Here is a 16475-nt window from a genome sequence, read left to right on the forward strand (position 1 = left end):
GTGGCGGTCCGATATCGCTGGCTGCGCGATGCAGGCGCAATGTGCAGCCACCCATGGGGTGGCTCTACCGGAGGGTAGGCTGCAAGGATGCGCTGTGGATCTCCCAGCCGCTGCCATCCGCGCGCGGCTGCAGGCGATACCAGCCGTGGTAGTTGAAGGTGCCGTCGGCGCTGGTCGCGCGGATGCGCACCGGGACTTCGCGCAGGCGCGAGGGTTGCGCGGTGTCGCGGGCAATCGGGCTGTCGGTGTCCACGCGCAGGTTGCGCAGCTGCGGGATCGAACGCAGCACGGCGTCGTCGGGGCGCGTGCCGGTGCGGCCGCCGCTCCAGTACGCATCGGACGAGGCGCGGTCGCTGCCGAGCAGGGCGATGACGTAGTTGCGCACCGTAGTGGTTTCGCTCACCGCGTCCGGTGCTACCGCGCTCAATGCCGGCGGGGGCGCGGCGGCCAGCCCATCACCTGTCGGCGTCGTGGGGGCAGCCGAGCCCGCCGAGACATCGGTGGGCGCCGGTCGGGGTACGGCGGCGTCCCGGTCCGGGTCCGGCTCGCAGGAACACCCGGCAAACAGCAGCGGCAGCAGGAACACGACTCGACGCATGGCGCACTCTCCCCGGAGAAGGGCAGAGTGTAACCATCGTTCAGGGTGCGCGCTGGATGGCGTCCAGCGCGTTGAGCACCTCATCCAGCTGCGGCTGCAACGCGGTCAGCGGATGCGTGGGCTCCTCCGCGTAGCGCCGCGCCAGGTCATGCAGCAGCTGGGTGGCCACGATGGCGGCGGCGCGCTCGTCGCCACTCAGGCCGGTCTGGCGGCGAGCCACTTCCAGCAACCGCATCCAGTCCTGCTGGGCGCGATGCTCCAGTTCGATCGTGCAGCGTCCGCTGCACTGCAACCCGTCCTTTTCGATCGGGGTAACGGTAATGCGGTAGCGTTGCGAAGGGCTGGCCATGGCTGCGTGCACTGAGGGGGGAAAGCCCACCTTAGGCGCGGGTGCGGGGCGGAGCGACGGGTGCGGTCGCACGCAGTGTTCCACCTTGTGCGTTCCGGCCAGGCCGGTACCCGGCGTGAGTGCCGTGGCGACAGGGTTTGCGCGTGCCGTCCTGGCGCAGGGGCGGTTTGGCAACGCTGTGTTTCGCTGCGTGGGAACGTGGAAAAAAGAACGGGACGGCCAAGGCCGTCCCGTCCGGGTGCTGCAGGAAGCGCGCAGATTACAGCGCGGCGTCCTTGAGCTTCTTGAGCGGACGCACCTTCAGCTTGGTGGTGGCCGGCTTGGCGGCGAACCACTGCTCTTCCTTGGTGAACGGGTTGATGCCCTTGCGCTTCGGCTTGGCCGCAACGCTGACGGTGGTGATCTTCAGCAGGCCCGGCAGGGTGAAGCTGCCCGCGCCCTTCTTGTGCACCGAGGAAGCAACGGCGGTTTCCAGCGAGGCCAGCACAGCGCGGACGTCCTTGGCGACAACGCCAGAGGCTTCGACGATGTGTGCAACCAGGCCGGACTTGGTCAGCACTTCCTTGATCGGCTTCGGAGCGGCCGGCTTTGCGGCTGCCTTCGTAGCGACTTTCTTCACTGCCTTCTTCGGGGCAGCCTTCTTAGCGGTCTTTGCCATGGTTTCCTGTTCCGTGATCGGTTGGTTGTGTGGTCGCGCCGAACCCATCGGCAAGCGAAATGTAGGGCAACTATGCACTGCCGCCAATAGGCAAACGCATAAATATTCGGGTTTTTTGCGTTTCCGGTTACTGCAGTGCATCAGTTCATGCCCGGGAAGCAGGGCCAAGAGCACGCTCCCGGCGTGGCCGCGCGCGCCCGCCGCGCCGGCTGGTCTGCCGGAAAACCTCTTGAAAACAGCGGTTTCCGCGCTGGGCGCGGCTACGCAGACACGCAGCGCGGCGGCCGTCCTGCCGCGGGCGGCCGTGGCCAGACACGGTGCTAACGCCCGGCCGTCTAGTCTGGTGCTGCCATTCACGCAAAGAGGACGAACCGATGGGCATTTCGCGTCACGCCACCGCGCACTGGGAAGGTGACCTCAAGACAGGCAAGGGACAATTGAGCACGCCGCAGAGTGGCTTGCTGGACAAGACCCGCTATGCCTTCAGCAGCCGCTTCGGCGACGAAAAGGGGACCAACCCGGAAGAGCTGATCGCTGCCGCGCACGCAGGCTGCTTCACCATGGCGCTGTCGGCCAAGCTGACCGAGGCCGGGTTCGTGCCGACCTCGCTGGACACCGAAGCCCAGGTGGACCTGTCGATGGAAGGCGGCCCGCAGTTGTCCCAGATCACGCTGAAGGTCAAAGCGGTGGTGCCCAAGATCGACGCCACGCAGTTCCGCGCGATCGCCGATGACGCCAAGCAGAACTGCCCGGTATCCAAGGCATTGAGCGCGGTGCCGATCAGCCTGGAGGCTGAGCTGGCTGGCTGAAAGGCAGCCACGCAGGGCGTGGCTCTACCTCGGTAGAGCCACGCCCGTGGGTGGCTTGTTGGTGCCGGATCGGAGCGCAGCCACCCCATGGGTGGCTTTGTGGTGCCGGGTCGGAGCGCAGCCACCCCATGGGTGGCTTTGTGGTGCCGGGTCGGAGCGCAGCCACGCAGGGCGTGGCTCTACGGGGGGCGGGCGCCGGGTGATCCGTTGGCGCAGCCTGCGGCCGGATATCACCAGGCAATCGTTCCTGCGATCACCGTCTGCACCTGGCCGCCCGACCAGACTTCGCCCTCCGCGTCCACATGCAGGGTCAGGCGGGCGTCGTGGCCTACCTCGCGCCCCTGGCTGACCACATAGCGGCCGTTGCGGCCGGGCAACGCGCCTTGGCTGTCCAGCCACGCCGCCAGCACCGCATTGGCGGCACCCGACGCCGCGTCCTCGAACCGGCGGCCGTTGCCGACGAACGCGCGCACCGCCAGGTCGTATTCCTGGCCGGCACTACGCGCATAGGCGAACACCCCCATGCTGTCGGTGCTTTCGGCAAGTTGCGCCACCGCGTCCCAGTCAAGTTGCAGCGCCCGCAGGCTGGCCTCGTCAGACAGCTCCACCACCCACCAGCTGCGGCCGCCGGACATGCGCGCGGGCGGCAGCGTTCCCAGAGGCCAATGGGCCAGCACGGCCTGCAGGCGCGGGTCGCGGCTGTCGGTCACCTCCGCCACCGCCGCGCGCGGCGTGCGGATGGCGATGCTGCGCGTGCTGCCTTCACCGTCCACCCGCAACGGCAGGCTGCCGGCGATGCCGTCCTGGACCAGTATTCCGTCCACCGGCGCGGCCAGGCCGGCCTCCAGCACCGCATGCGCGGTGCCGACGCTGGGGTGGCCGGCGAATGGCACTTCTTTCTGCGGGCTGAACATGCGCAGCCGGTAGCTGGCGCCAGGCGCCTGCGGGGCGAACACGAAGGTCGTTTCCGGCAGCCGGGTCCAGCGGGCGATCGCCTGCATGCGCGCGTCGTCCAGGCCTTCGGCGTCGAGTACCACGGCCAGCGGGTTGCCGGCGCCGGGGTAGGGGGAAAACACATCCAACTGCAGGAATCGTCGGGTACGCATGGCGGGTCGATCAGGCGGAACGGTCGCGCAGCTTAGCAACCCGTCGCACCGCCTGCTGTGGCGGAAGGCAGCCCCAGCACCCCCTGCGCGGCCCTGCCCGGGCCGGGTTGGCATAGAATCGGAGGTTCGGCCCGGTCTCCCGGGCGATCTCCCCCCACTACCTACCTTTTCCTACCTCCATGTCAGCTTCCCCCCTTGTCGATCGTTGGATCGTACTGAAGTTCGGCGGCACCTCCGTGTCGCGTCGTCACCGCTGGGACACGATCGGGAAGCTGGCGAAAAAACGTGCGGAAGAAACCGGTGCGCGCGTGCTGGTGGTGGTGTCGGCGCTGTCCGGGGTGACCAACGAGCTGACCGCCATCGCCGATGGCGCCGCCGACAGCCGTGCCCGCGTGGACGCGCTGGTGGCGCGTCACCGCGAGTTCCTGGTGGAGCTCGACCTGGACGCCGCCGCGCTCGACGTGCGCCTGGCTGCCTTGCAGGGTCTGCTGGACGACCCGCGCGCCGCCGCCCGTCCGCTGGAATGGCAGGCCGATGTGCTGGGCCAGGGGGAGCTGCTGTCCTCCACCGTCGGTGCGGCGTACCTGCGCGCCAGCGGCCTGGATTTCGGCTGGATGGACGCACGCGAGTGGCTGGAGGCATTGCCGCCGCAGCCCAACCAGAGCGACTGGTCGCAGCGCCTGTCGGTGAACTGCCAGTGGCGCTCGGACGCTGACTGGGCGGCGCGCTTCCGCGCCCAGCCCACGCGCATGCTGATCACCCAGGGCTTCATCTCGCGCCACGCCGATGGCGGCACCGCCATCCTGGGTCGCGGCGGTTCGGACACCTCGGCCGCCTATTTCGGCGCGCTGCTCGGTGCCAGCCGGGTGGAAATCTGGACGGACGTGCCGGGCATGTTCAGCGCCAATCCCAGGGACGTGCCGGACGCGCGCCTGCTGACCCGGTTGGACTATTACGAAGCACAGGAAATCGCCACCACCGGCGCCAAGGTGCTGCACCCGCGCTCGATCAAGCCGTGCCGCGACGCCGGCGTGCCGATGGCGATCCTGGACACCGAGCGCCCGGAACTGCCGGGCACCAGCATCGACGGCAACGCCGCATTGGTGCCGGGGGTGAAGGCAATCAGCCGCCGCAACGGCATCGTGCTGGTGTCGATGGAAGGCATCGGCATGTGGCAGCAGGTCGGCTTCCTGGCCGACGTATTCGGGCTGTTCAAGAAGCATGGGCTGTCGGTGGACCTGATTGGTTCGGCCGAAACCAACGTGACCGTGTCGCTGGACCCGTCCGAGAACCTGGTCAACACCGATGTGCTGGCCGCGCTGTCGGCCGACCTGTCGCAGATCTGCAAGGTCAAGATCATCGTGCCGTGCGCGGCGATCACCCTGGTCGGGCGCGGCATGCGCTCGCTGCTGCACAAGCTTTCGGACGTGTGGGCGACCTTCGGGCGCGAGCGCGTGCACATGATTTCGCAGTCCTCCAACGACCTCAACCTGACCTTCGTGATCGACGAGGCCGACGCTGATGGCCTGCTGCCGATCCTGCACGCCGAGCTGATCGACAGTGGCGCGATGCCGGTGGAAGAGGGCGAGGTGTTCGGGCCGCGCTGGCGCGAGATCGCCGGCACCATCCGCCCGCGCGAAACCGCCTGGTGGCGGGGGAATCGCGAGCACCTGCTGCACCTGGCCCAGTCCGGCACCCCGCGCTACGTGTACAACCTGGCCACGGTGCGCGCCCGCGCCCGTGCGCTGGCCGCGATCAAGCCGATCGACCAGCGCTACTACGCGATCAAGGCCAACGGACATCCGGCCATTCTGGAAGTGCTGGAGCAGGAAGGCTTCGGCCTCGAATGCGTCTCGCACGGTGAGCTCAAGCACGTGTTCAACGTGCTGCCCACGCTGTCGCCGCGCCGCGTGCTGTTCACCCCGAGCTTCGCGCCGCGGACCGAGTACGAGGCGGCCTTCGCGCTGGGCGTGACCGTCACCGTGGACAACGTGGAGGCATTGCAGCGCTGGCCCGAGCTGTTCCGCAACCGCGAGCTGTGGCTGCGCGTGGACCTGGGCCGTGGCGAAGGCCACCACGCCAAGGTGCGCACCGGCGGCAAGGACTCCAAGTTCGGCCTGCCGATCGCGCGCGTGGACGAATTCGTGCGCCTGGCCAACGAGCTGGGTACCCGCGTGGTGGGCCTGCATGCGCACTTGGGCAGCGGCGTGGAAACGGCGCAGCACTGGCGGTTGATGTGCGACGAACTGGCCGGTTTCGCGCGCCGCATCGGCAGCGTGGAAACCATCGACATCGGCGGTGGCCTGCCCATTCCGTACAGCGCCGATGACGAGCCGTTCGACCTGGACGCCTGGGCCGTGGGCCTGGCCGAGGTCAAGGCGGTGCACCCGGCGTTCCGCCTGGCGATCGAACCGGGCCGCTACCTGGTGGCCGAATCCGGCGTGCTGCTCACCACCGCCACCCAGGTGGTGGAAAAGGACGGCGTGCGCCGCGTGGGCCTGGATGCCGGCATGAACACGCTGATGCGCCCGGCCCTGTACGACGCCTGGCACGACATCGAGAACCTGAGCCGGCTGGGCGGTTACGCCGAGGCGATGTTCGACGTGGTCGGTCCTATCTGCGAGTCCAGCGACGTGTTCGGCAAGCGCCGCCGCCTGCCGGTCTCGACCGCGCCGGACGATGTGATGCTGGTGGCCGATGCTGGTGCCTACGGCTACGTCATGGCCAATACCTACAACCAGCGCGAGCTGCCGCGCGAGGACGTCATCGACGATGTGCCTTGAGCGCCGCCCGGGTTTTCCCCTTGAACGCCTTCGCGCCCCGGCGCGAAAACGCCATGCCTCACCGGATACGCCATGACTGCTTTCGATAAACACCAGGTTGCCTGCTTCCGCTTCGTCCGCTGCGATCTCGCCGCGGATACCGGCGTGGCGCAGCTGGTCTACGCCTTCGACGACGGCCCCGAGCTGACCGAGACGGTGACCATTCCCGGCGCGCCGTTCGTGCTGGAGGGTGCCCGTGCCGAGGCCGTGCAGCGTGCGCTGCGCCTGCTGCACCTGTTTGCCGGCGTCAGCTACTACAAGGCCGGCGTGCCCGCGCAGGTACGGATCGACAGCTACACCATCGATGCCGACACCGCCGCGCTGGTGGAAATGGTCTACCTCAACGGCCTGGGCGAGTTCGCCTACCGCAACGGCCTGAACCTGCGCGGACGCTTCCGGCTGCCGGTGGACGGTGAGGTCTTCCATGCGCCGGCCGTGGGCCTGCGCGAGCATGCGCTGGTGGCCATCGGCGGCGGCAAGGATTCCCTGGTCAGCATCGAGGCGCTGCGCGCGCTGGGCATCGACGAGACCGTCACCTGGATCGGTGCCTCGCAGCTGATCCGCGCCTGTGCCGAGCGCACTGGCCTGCCCACGCTGAACATCGGGCGGGCGCTGGCGCCGGAACTGTTCGAACTCAACCGGCAGGGCGCGTGGAACGGGCACATCCCGGTGACCGCGGTGAACTCGGCGATCATGGTGCTCGCCGCGCTGCTGCAGGGCGTGGACCAGGTGGTGTTCTCCAACGAGCGCTCGGCCAGCTATGGCAGCCAGATTCCGGGCACGGGCGAGGTGAACCACCAGTGGTCCAAGGGCTGGGCCTTCGAGCAGGCGTTTGGCGAGCACCTGGAAAAGCACGTGGCCGCCGACCTGCGGTATTACTCGCTGCTGCGCCCGCTGTCGGAGCTGGCGGTGGCGCGGCAGTTCGCCAGGACCGATTTCTACGACGCGCACTTCTCCAGCTGCAACCGCAACTTCCACATCCTCGGCGAGCGACCGGTGAACCGCTGGTGCGGGGTCTGCCCGAAGTGCCACTTCGTGTTCCTGGCGCTGGCGCCGTTCATGCCCAAGACGCGGCTGGTCGGCATCTTCGGCCGCAACCTGCTGGACGATCCGGAGCAGGCCGGCGGCTTCGATGCGCTGCTGGAGTTCCAGGACCACAAGCCGTTCGAATGCGTGGGCGAAGGCCGCGAATCGCGTGCGGCAATGGCGACCCTGGCCGCGCGCGCGGAGTGGAACGAAGACGCGCTGGTGAAGCGTTTCCAGCAGGAGATCCAGCCGCAGCTGGATGCCACCGCGCTGCAGATCGAGCCGCTGCTGGTGCTGGAAGGCGAGCACCGTATTCCGGCGGCGATCTGGGAGCGCCTGCGTGCGAATTTCGCAGCTTGAGGGAAAGCGCGTTGCGCTGTGGGGATGGGGACGTGAGGGGCGCGCGGCGTTCCGCGTCCTGCGCGACCGCCTGCCTGCGCTGGGTCTGACCCTGTTCTGTCCCGAGGCCGAGGCCGCCACCGCGCGCGCCGAGGCCGGGACGGCGCTGCAGGTGCGCTCGGAGGTGACCGGCGATGCGCTGGCCGCGTTCGACGTGGTGATCAAGTCGCCGGGCATCAGTCCCTATGGCGAGGCCGCCGTGCAGGCGGCCGCGCGCGGTACGCAGTTCATCGGCGGTACCTCGCTGTGGTTCGCCGAGCATGCCGGCGCCGACGGCGTGGTGCGCGACACGGTGTGCGTGACCGGCACCAAGGGCAAGAGCACCACCACCTCGCTGCTGGCCCACCTGCTGCGCGCCTCGGGCGCACGCACGGGGCTGGTCGGCAACATCGGCCTGCCGCTGCTGGAAGTGCTGGATCCGACGCCGGCGCCGGCGTACTGGGCGGTGGAGCTGTCCAGCTACCAGACCGGCGAAGTGGCACGCAGTGGCGCGCACCCGCAGGTGGCGGTGGTGCTGAACCTCTTTCCGGAGCATCTGGACTGGCACGGCAGCGAGGCGCGCTACATCGCCGACAAGCTGGCGCTGGTGACCGAGGCCGCGCCGCGCATCGCGGTACTCAATGCGGCCGACCCGCACCTGGCCGCGCTGTCGTTGCCGCACAGCGAAGTGGTGTGGTTCAACCAGCCGCGCGGCTGGCACATGCGGGGTGAGGTGGTGTATCGCGGCGAACAGGCGGTGTTCGACACTGCGCATACGCCGCTGCCGGGCCGGCACAATCGCGGCAATCTGTGTGCGGTACTGGCGGCGGTAGAAGCACTGGGCCTGGATGCGGTGGCGTTGGCCCCGTCGGTGCAGGATTTCCGCCCGCTGCCCAATCGGCTGCAGACCCTGGGCAGCCGCGATGGGGTGCGCTTCGTCAACGATTCGATCAGCACCACCCCGCACGCGAGCCTGGCGGCGTTGGAATGCTTCGGTGGGCAGCGCATCGCGCTGCTGGTCGGCGGTCATGACCGCGGCCTGGACTGGCACGACTTTGTCGCGCACATGGCGCACGACGTGCCGCCGGTGGAGATCGTCACGATGGGCGCCAACGGGCCGCGCATCCACGCACTGCTGCAGCCGCTGGCCGACGCGGGCCGCTTCGGCCTGCACGCCGCGGCCGACCTGGACGAGGCGGTGCGGTTGGCCCGCACGGCACTGGGCGAGCAGGGCGGGGTGGTGTTGCTTTCGCCGGGCGCGCCGAGTTACGGGGTCTACCGGGATTACGTCGCCCGGGGCCGACATTTCGCCGAGCTGGGCGGGTTTGATCCGGAGCAGATCACGGCGATCCCGGGGATCGGGATCGGGTAGAGCGGTCTGTTGGTCCGCTGCCGTTTGCGACGGCAGGCACCGCGCCAACGGCGTAGCGGACCAACAGTCCGCTCTACCCAGTCGGCTCAATCCCACCGCCAGTCCGTCACGCCTGCCGGCATACACTCCGGATTCCATCTGGAGGAGCAGACGCATGAGCAGGCAATGGCAGTGGGGTGCGGCGGTGTTGTTGGGCATGACGGCACTGCCGGCGGTGGCCGCGATGCAGGCCAAGCCGGTGGAGTGGAAGCACGAGGGGACCACTTTCAGCGGCGTGCTGGTCTATGACGACGAAGACAACGACACGCGCCCCGGCCTGGTGATGGTGCCGAACTGGAAGGGCGTCAATGCGTCGGCGATCGCCAAGGCCAAGCAGCTGGCCGGCGACGACTACGTGGTGCTGGTGGCCGATGTGTACGGCAAGGGCGTGCGCCCGAAGACCGATGCCGAGGCCGGCCCGGTGGCGACCAAGCTGCGCAATGACCGGCCCGTGCTGCGCGCGCGTGCGCTGAAGGCGCTGGAGGTGCTGAAAGCCCAGGCGGGCAGCGCGCCGCTGGATGTGTCGAAGATCGGCGCGGTTGGCTTCTGCTTCGGTGGCACCACGGTGCTGGAGCTGGCCCGTGCCGGCGCACCGTTGGCGGGCGTGGTCAGCCTGCATGGTGGCCTGGGCTCGCCGCTGCCGGCGAAGGCGGGGGATACGCATCCGTCGGTGCTGGTGCTCAATGGCGCCGACGACAAGAGCGTGAGCAAGGACGACATCGCCGGCTTCGAGCAGGAGATGAACGCGGCCAAGGTCGATTGGGAATTCACCAACTACAGCGGGGCGGTGCACTGCTTCGCCGAGGCCGATGCCAACAGCCCGCCGGGATGCGCGTACAACGAGCGCGCGGCGAAGCGGGCGTGGAAGTCGCTGGACGCGTTCTTTGAGGGGCTGTTCGACCGGCGGTAAGGGGTCGACCCGTTCGGTTGGTGTTGCGTGGAGCCGGCCAGCGGCCGGCACTACCGCCTTCGGTTGGTATTGGCTGGAGCCGGCCAGCGGCCGGCACTACCCGTTCGCATTGATGCGAACGACCGCGTTCGCATCAATGCGAACGCTGTACCGCGTAGCGGGCCAGGCCGCGCAGTGCGGCCACGGCATCGTTGTCGGCCAGGCCGTCGAGCGCGCGCTCGGCGGCATCGGCATATTCCTCGGCACGACGGCGGCTGTACTCCAGCCCGCCGGTGGCGTGGATGGCGGCCAGCACCTCCGGCATCGCATCGGCGTCGCCGTTCTGCACGATCTCGCGCAGGCGCTCACGGGTGGCGGCATCGGAGTGCGCCATCGCGTGGATCAGCGGCAGGGTGGCCTTGCCTTCGGCCAGGTCGTCGCCCAGGTTCTTGCCCAGTTCGTCGGCATTGGCCGAATAATCCAGCACATCGTCGGCGATCTGGAACGCATAGCCCAGGTGCATGCCGTAGTCGAACAGCGCCTGCTGGGTGGCTTCATCCACACCGCTGGCCAGTGCGCCGAGGCGGGTGCCGGCGGCGAACAGCACGGCGGTCTTGCGCTCGATCACGCGCAGGTAGGCGGCTTCGTCGGTGTCCGGGTTGTGCACGTGCAGCAGCTGCAGCACCTCGCCTTCGGCGATGCGGTTGGTGGTGTCGGCCAGAATCTGCATGACCGGCATGCGGTCCAGCTCCACCATCAGCTGGAAGCTGCGCGAATACAGGAAATCGCCGACCAGCACGCTCGGCGCATTGCCCCATAGCGCGTTGGCCGTGCTGCGGCCGCGGCGCAGGCTGGACTCGTCCACCACGTCGTCGTGCAGCAGGGTCGAGGTGTGGATGAACTCGATGATCGCCGCCAACTGGTGGTGTTCCGGGCCGGCCTGGCCGACCGCGTGGCCGGCCAGCATCACCAGCATCGGGCGGAGCCGCTTGCCGCCGGCGGAGATGATGTGGTCGGCGATCTGGTTGATCAGCACGACATCCGAGGACAGTCGGCGGCGAATCAGTGCATCGACGGCGGCCATGTCGGGCGCGGCGAGCGACTGGATCTGGGGCAGGCCCAGCGCGGGGCGGGTGTCTTCGGTGATGGTCATGCGGTCTGACTTTCAGGCGTGGGCGGAATTATAGGCGGTACGGCCGTATTCCGCCCGCGAAGGTCGCGCCGGCCGGCCGCGCAGCCCGCGTCCGCCCCGGGCGGCGCGGCGACGGCAGCACGCAGGGCGTGAATACGTATGCATGCAGCGCCACCGCCAAGGGCGCGCCGCTAAGCTTGTCGGGTATGTTCTGGCGCCCCTTGGCGGGTGCCCTGGAAGCCCGGAGGGGGGCCCTCGATGACGCAGACTCCATGGTGGCGCGGTGCCGTCATCTATCAGATTTACCCGCGCAGTTTCCTGGATGCCAATGGCGATGGGGTGGGCGACCTGCCCGGCATCATCGAGCGCCTGGACTACGTGGCCTCGCTGGGCGTGGACGCGATCTGGATTTCGCCGTTCTTCACTTCGCCGATGGCCGACTTCGGCTACGACATCGCCGACCACCGCGACGTCGACCCGCTGTTCGGCACCCTGGCCGACTTCGACCGGCTGCTGGCCAAGGCGCATGCGCTGGGCCTGAAGGTGATGATCGACCAGGTGTTCAGCCATACGTCGATCGAGCACGCCTGGTTCCGCGAGAGCCGCCAGGACCGCACCAATCCCAAGGCGGACTGGTACGTGTGGGCCGACCCGCGCGAAGACGGCACCCCGCCCAACAACTGGATGTCCATCTTCGGGGGCGTGGCCTGGCAGTGGGAGCCGCGCCGCGAGCAGTACTTCCTGCACAACTTCCTGGCTGACCAGCCGGACCTGGATTTCCACAACCCGGCCGTGCAGCAGGCCACGCTGGATTACGTGCGCTTCTGGCTGGACCGCGGCGTGGATGGCTTCCGCCTGGATTCCATCAACTTCTGCTTCCACGACAAGCAGCTGCGCGACAACCCGGCCAAGCCGCTGGAAAAGCGCCTGGGCCGCGGTTTCAGTACCGACAATCCGTACGCGTACCAGTACCACTACTACAACAACACCCAGCCGGAGAACCTGCCGTTCATCGAGCGCCTGCGCGCGCTGCTGGACGAGTACCCGGGCGCGGTCAGCCTGGGCGAGATCTCCGCCGAGGATTCGCTGGCGACCACGGCCGAGTACACCGCGCCGGGCCGGCTGCACATGGGCTACAGCTTCGAGCTGCTGGTGAAGGACTACAGCGCCGCCTACATCCGCGACACCGTGTCGCGGCTGGAAGCGACCATGACCGAAGGCTGGCCGTGCTGGGCGATCTCCAACCATGACGTGGAGCGCGCGGTGACCCGCTGGGGCGGGCATCCGGCGCAGCCGCGGCTGGCGCGCCTGCTGGTGGCGGTGTTGTGTTCGCTGCGCGGTTCGATCTGCCTGTACCAGGGCGAAGAGTTGGGCTTGGGCGAGGCGGACGTGCCGTTCGAGGCGCTGCAGGACCCCTACGGCATCACCTTCTGGCCGAACTTCAAGGGCCGCGACGGCTGCCGCACGCCGATGCCGTGGCTGGACGCGCCGCTGGCCGGGTTCACCACGGGGGAGCCGTGGCTGCCGATCCCGGCTGATCACCGCGCCCGTTCGGTGGCCCTGCAGGAGCATGACCCGCACTCGGTGCTGAGCGCGTTCCGCCAGTTCCTGGCATGGCGCCGCACGATGCCGACGCTGCTGCTGGGCGACATCCGCTTCCTTGAGACCGTCGAGCCGGTGTTGATGTTCGAGCGTTCGCACGCAGGTGAAACGCTGCTGCTGGCGTTCAACCTGTCGGCGGAGGAGACCCAGGTGGCGTTGCCCGTAGGCGAGTGGCACGCGCTGCAGGTGCCGGGCCCGGATGCGGGGCAGGCCCAAGGGGCGCAGCTGCACCTCCCGGCGCAGGCGATGTATTGCGCGCGCCGCGCCTGATTCACGATTTCCGGTGGTATTGAAGGGCGGAACCGAGAGGTTCCGCCCTTTTTTTGTTCTTCGCTCAATTCCCAGGTCAGTAGAAGCGTGGTGCACGGTCTTCGATCAGGTTCATCGCGAGCGTTGAGGGCCCCGCCGCGGCCGGCAGGCCCCTATGCAAATGTCCCCCGGCGTCGGCATGCGCCGCCGCCTCCTCCTTTACTTTGCCAGGGACCTACCGGCCGCGACGGGGCTCGGCTTGCGGTTCGCGATGGAAAAGCGGATGTCACGGTGCCAACGCCGGTGGGGCGAGTGCGGGGCCGGCATGCCCTTGCGGCGAAGTAAAGGAGGAGGGGGCGGCCGCAGGCCGACGCCGGGGGACATTCGCAGGCAAGGGTATGGCGGCCCCGCGCTCGCCCCACCGGCAGCCGCTGTTGAGGGACCTTCGCCGGCAAGGGTATGGCGGTCCCGCGCTCGCCCCACCGGCAGCCGCGTTTGATTCGCCGCTGACCGATAACAAAAAACCCGCTGCTCGCGCAGCGGGTTCTTCGTTTCTCGCTTTTACATCTGGATCAGAACTTGTAGTTCACACCCAGCATGTAGGTACGGCCCCATTCCACGTATTCCAGCGGCCTGTCCTTGGTGCCGGCATAGGTGCGGTACGGCTCGTTGGTCAGGTTGCTTCCCTGCAGCAGCAGGGTCAGGCCATGCAGGCTGCTGCTGTCGGCGAAGGTGTAGCTGACCTGCGCGTCGGTTACGTTCTCGCCCACCACGTAACGCAGCGTGCGGTTGCCGTTGAAGTTGCCGATCTCACCGATGAAGTCCGAACGGCGACGCTGGCTCACGCGTGCTTCAAACCCGCTGCGCTCGTAGTACGCGGTGACGTTGTACACGCGCTTGGACAGTCCCGGCAGGCTGATCGGATCGCTGCCCACACTGGAGGCGCTTTCCGGGTCCAGGATCTTGATGTCGCTGTCGTTGAAAGTCGCACTGGCCTGCACGCCGAACCCGCGCAGCGGATCGGCCAGCATCTCCAGCGGGAACGACGCGGTCAGTTCCAGGCCGCGCAGGGTACCGCCATTGCCGTTCTGCGGTGCCGAGAAGGTGCCGGTGGTCTGCACCGGCGCGATCATGCCCGGCGGCGGCACGTAACTGGCCAGCAGGTTGCTGAAATCGTAGTCGTCCACCGACTGGGTGTAGACGTAGCTCTTCAGGTCTTTGTAGAAGATCGCCGCAGCCACGTAAGCCTTCTCGCCGAAGTACTTCTCGTACGAAAGGTCGATCGCGTTGGCGCGCCACGGATCCAGCAGCGGATTGCCGCCGCTGCCGCCCGGCTTGCCGGTGGAGGTGTCCACGCCGAACTCCAGGCCGGCGCGCATCTGGTCCACGCGCGGACGCGCGACCTGCTTGGCCACCGCAAAGCGCAGCGTCTGCTGGTGCGGGAACATGAAAGCCAGGTTCAAGCTGGGCAGCCAGTCGGTGTAGGTCTTGCCTTCGTCGATCGGCAGCACCTCCTGGCCGGCCGGACGCGAACGGTCGAAGTAGTTCGACTGCGAGCTCTGGTCGGTGCGGATCATCTGCACGCCGATGTTGCCGCGCAGGCCCACCTCGCCGATATCGGTGTTGATGTTGGCGCGTACCCAGGCGGTGGTGGTCTTTTCCTGCACCACCCACGACTTCGGAATCAGGTAATCCAGGTTGGTGACCGGATTGAATTCCATGTAGCGGTTGACCGCGGCCGGCACATTCCACGCCGGGATGTAGCCGATGCCGGCAAAGCCCAGGTTGACCGGCGCGTACTGCAGGTCGCCGGCGATGTTGGCATCGCCCTGCGCACCGAGCAGGATGTTGCCTTCGGCCTGGGTCTTCTCCTTGCGGCGGTCGGCGTAGTTCACGCCCACGTCCACGTCCTGGAACCACGACAGCGACTCGGGCAGGTTGAACGTGCCCTGCAGGCGCGCACCCTTCAGGCGGTCTTCCACCTGCGGCACCTTGCCGTAGCCCGAGCCGTAGATGGTGTTGGTCAGGTACAGCGCTTCCGGGTTGGAATAATCCAGGCCCGGGCGGATCTGCGAGAACCCGTCCGGATTGATGGTCAGCCCGACGGTATCGAGCTGCGGCATCGGGGTGAGCTGCAGGTTGTTTTCCAGGTTCAGCTCATCGCGCGTGGCCTTGGAATAGTTCACGTCGGCGGTGATCTTGAAGCTGTCGAAGGTCAGCTCGTTGTTCCAGCCGAACGCATCGATCTTGTCTTCGCGCTTGTTGTACATGCCACGCACCAGCGGGTACACGCCACTGGCGGTGCCGCCGGTGAAGGTGCCGTTGCCATTCACCTGCGGGTTGCTGATGAGCAGGCCCGGGGTGTAGCCGCCGTTGTAGTTGCTGAGATTGAGCTCGAACTGGTTGGCCGTGTCGATCTGCTCGGCCTTGGTGTGGAACATGTCCAGGGTGCTGGTCCACACGTTCGACGGGCGGAACTGCACGGTGGCCATGTAACCGTCGCGCTTGGCGTTGCCGGTACGGCGCAGTGCCTTGATGCCGTCGGAGAACGCGGTGCCTGGGGCGACGCCGGGGCGGTTGCCCTGGTCGGTCTGCTCGGTGGTCCACGGCTCGTACAGGCCCACCTGGTTTTCCTGGATGGGGTTGTCGCTGTGCGCGTAGCCCAGCGCGATGCCCCAGGTGTTGTCGGCGAACTGGTCGATGTAGCTGGCGCTGAAGCGGTTGCCGAACGCATCCACGTTGGCGGCCTTGCCCAGCGAATTCTTCGAGTAGCGGCCGCTGACGGCAATCACGCGGTCGGAGAACGCCAGCGGGCGCACCGTCTGCATGTCGATGGTGCCGGACAGGCCCTGGCCGACCAGGGCGGCGTCGGGGGTCTTGTACACGGTCACGCCGTTGACCAGCTCGGACGGGTACTGGTCGAATTCGACGCTGCGGTTGTCGCCGGTGCTGACCACTTCACGCCCGTTGAGCAGGGTGGTGGCGAAGTCCGGGGACAGGCCGCGCACGCTGATCACCTGGGCACGGCCGGCCACGCGCTGCGCGGCAAGGCCAGGCAGGCGGCCCAGCGATTCGGCGATGCTCACGTCGGGCAGCTTGCCGATGTCTTCGGCCGAGATCGCCTCGACTACCGAGGTGGCGTCCTGCTTGATCGCAATGGCGTTCTCGATGCCACGGCGGATGCCGGTGACCTGCACGGTGTCCAGGTTGGTGGCCGCGCTGCCGGTGGCCGGCGCGGTACTCGAATCGGTGGTGGTGGACTGCGCCGACGCCAATGACGGCGTCAGGGCGACGGCCAGCGCGATACTCAGCGCGCTGCGCTTGCAATTCAACATTTTCCCCTCCCAGGCAATGTTGCCAAACTGAATTGTGGTTGCCCGGAAGACCCGGGCGCGTCGCGGCACGGTGGCTGCTGACTGCGTGGCTATGGTAGGCAGCGCGTTGCA

Annotated in this window: 12 protein-coding genes; 6 read left to right on the forward strand and 6 right to left on the reverse strand. The window is 67.9% G+C overall.

The features are described 5' to 3' along the window. Positions 1-64: 64 nt before the first annotated feature. The 3 genes from AC3ITN_RS05435 to AC3ITN_RS05445 all read right to left on the reverse strand — a co-directional run bounded on the left by AC3ITN_RS05435 (position 65) and on the right by AC3ITN_RS05445 (position 1605). On the reverse strand, positions 65-598 hold the full coding sequence (locus AC3ITN_RS05435) for a hypothetical protein (protein ID WP_489392280.1): 534 nt from the start codon (positions 596-598) through the stop codon (positions 65-67). A 40-nt stretch (positions 599-638) separates the two neighbouring features. Next, entirely contained in the window at positions 639-947 is a 309-nt protein-coding gene (locus tag AC3ITN_RS05440; RefSeq protein ID WP_313346300.1) for a DUF3861 family protein, read from the reverse strand. A gap of 259 nt (positions 948-1206) precedes the next feature. Continuing rightward, the gene (locus tag AC3ITN_RS05445) at positions 1207-1605 is read right to left on the reverse strand and encodes an HU family DNA-binding protein (RefSeq protein WP_068854576.1); all 399 of its coding nucleotides are present in this window, start codon (positions 1603-1605) and stop codon (positions 1207-1209) included. 374 nt (positions 1606-1979) lie between these two features. Here AC3ITN_RS05445 and AC3ITN_RS05450 point away from each other — a divergent pair, with 374 nt between their 5' ends. Beyond that, on the forward strand, positions 1980-2414 hold the full coding sequence (locus AC3ITN_RS05450; protein ID WP_489392281.1) for an OsmC family protein: 435 nt from the start codon (positions 1980-1982) through the stop codon (positions 2412-2414). 230 nt (positions 2415-2644) lie between these two features. Here the strand turns inward: AC3ITN_RS05450 and AC3ITN_RS05455 are convergent, their stop codons facing one another. Further along, entirely contained in the window at positions 2645-3520 is an 876-nt protein-coding gene (locus AC3ITN_RS05455) for a PhzF family phenazine biosynthesis protein (protein ID WP_489392282.1), read from the reverse strand. 179 nt (positions 3521-3699) lie between these two features. Here AC3ITN_RS05455 and AC3ITN_RS05460 point away from each other — a divergent pair, with 179 nt between their 5' ends. The 4 genes from AC3ITN_RS05460 to AC3ITN_RS05475 all read left to right on the forward strand — a co-directional run bounded on the left by AC3ITN_RS05460 (position 3700) and on the right by AC3ITN_RS05475 (position 10067). Continuing rightward, positions 3700-6303 (forward strand): bifunctional aspartate kinase/diaminopimelate decarboxylase, encoded by a 2604-nt coding sequence (locus tag AC3ITN_RS05460; RefSeq protein ID WP_489392283.1) that lies wholly within the window; start codon positions 3700-3702, stop codon positions 6301-6303. 72 nt (positions 6304-6375) lie between these two features. After that, positions 6376-7728 (forward strand): UDP-N-acetyl-alpha-D-muramoyl-L-alanyl-L-glutamate epimerase, encoded by a 1353-nt coding sequence (gene murL, locus AC3ITN_RS05465; protein WP_489392284.1) that lies wholly within the window; start codon positions 6376-6378, stop codon positions 7726-7728. Beyond that, positions 7709-9118, forward strand: coding sequence for a UDP-N-acetylmuramoyl-L-alanine--D-glutamate ligase (murD, locus tag AC3ITN_RS05470; RefSeq protein WP_489392285.1), 1410 nt, complete (start codon positions 7709-7711; stop codon positions 9116-9118). The genes murL and murD overlap by 20 nt, the downstream gene beginning before the upstream one ends. Before the next feature lie 154 nt (positions 9119-9272). After that, positions 9273-10067, forward strand: a complete 795-nt coding sequence (locus AC3ITN_RS05475; RefSeq protein ID WP_313346285.1) for a dienelactone hydrolase family protein — start codon at positions 9273-9275, stop codon at positions 10065-10067. Positions 10068-10200: 133 nt separating this feature from the next. On the opposite strand, the gene AC3ITN_RS05480 is transcribed toward AC3ITN_RS05475, so the two are convergent. Further along, positions 10201-11199, reverse strand: coding sequence for a polyprenyl synthetase family protein (locus tag AC3ITN_RS05480; RefSeq protein ID WP_489392286.1), 999 nt, complete (start codon positions 11197-11199; stop codon positions 10201-10203). A 237-nt stretch (positions 11200-11436) separates the two neighbouring features. Here AC3ITN_RS05480 and AC3ITN_RS05485 point away from each other — a divergent pair, with 237 nt between their 5' ends. Continuing rightward, positions 11437-13050, forward strand: coding sequence for an alpha-glucosidase family protein (locus tag AC3ITN_RS05485; protein WP_489392287.1), 1614 nt, complete (start codon positions 11437-11439; stop codon positions 13048-13050). A 551-nt stretch (positions 13051-13601) separates the two neighbouring features. On the opposite strand, the gene AC3ITN_RS05490 is transcribed toward AC3ITN_RS05485, so the two are convergent. Then, on the reverse strand, positions 13602-16364 hold the full coding sequence (locus AC3ITN_RS05490) for a TonB-dependent receptor (RefSeq protein WP_313343358.1): 2763 nt from the start codon (positions 16362-16364) through the stop codon (positions 13602-13604). Between the last annotated feature and the right edge of the window lie 111 nt (positions 16365-16475).

The organism is Stenotrophomonas sp. KH_036_B (genome assembly GCF_057839485.1).

Coding starts and splice junctions, on each gene's coding strand:
- AC3ITN_RS05435 (WP_489392280.1), bottom strand. CDS start 598: ATGCGTCGAGTCGTGTTCCTGCTGCCGCTGCTGTTTGCCGGGTGTTCC.
- AC3ITN_RS05440 (WP_313346300.1), bottom strand. CDS start 947: ATGGCCAGCCCTTCGCAACGCTACCGCATTACCGTTACCCCGATCGAA.
- AC3ITN_RS05445 (WP_068854576.1), bottom strand. CDS start 1,605: ATGGCAAAGACCGCTAAGAAGGCTGCCCCGAAGAAGGCAGTGAAGAAA.
- AC3ITN_RS05450 (WP_489392281.1), top strand. CDS start 1,980: ATGGGCATTTCGCGTCACGCCACCGCGCACTGGGAAGGTGACCTCAAG.
- AC3ITN_RS05455 (WP_489392282.1), bottom strand. CDS start 3,520: ATGCGTACCCGACGATTCCTGCAGTTGGATGTGTTTTCCCCCTACCCC.
- AC3ITN_RS05460 (WP_489392283.1), top strand. CDS start 3,700: ATGTCAGCTTCCCCCCTTGTCGATCGTTGGATCGTACTGAAGTTCGGC.
- murL (WP_489392284.1), top strand. CDS start 6,376: ATGACTGCTTTCGATAAACACCAGGTTGCCTGCTTCCGCTTCGTCCGC.
- AC3ITN_RS05475 (WP_313346285.1), top strand. CDS start 9,273: ATGAGCAGGCAATGGCAGTGGGGTGCGGCGGTGTTGTTGGGCATGACG.
- AC3ITN_RS05480 (WP_489392286.1), bottom strand. CDS start 11,199: ATGACCATCACCGAAGACACCCGCCCCGCGCTGGGCCTGCCCCAGATC.
- AC3ITN_RS05485 (WP_489392287.1), top strand. CDS start 11,437: ATGACGCAGACTCCATGGTGGCGCGGTGCCGTCATCTATCAGATTTAC.
- AC3ITN_RS05490 (WP_313343358.1), bottom strand. CDS start 16,364: ATGTTGAATTGCAAGCGCAGCGCGCTGAGTATCGCGCTGGCCGTCGCC.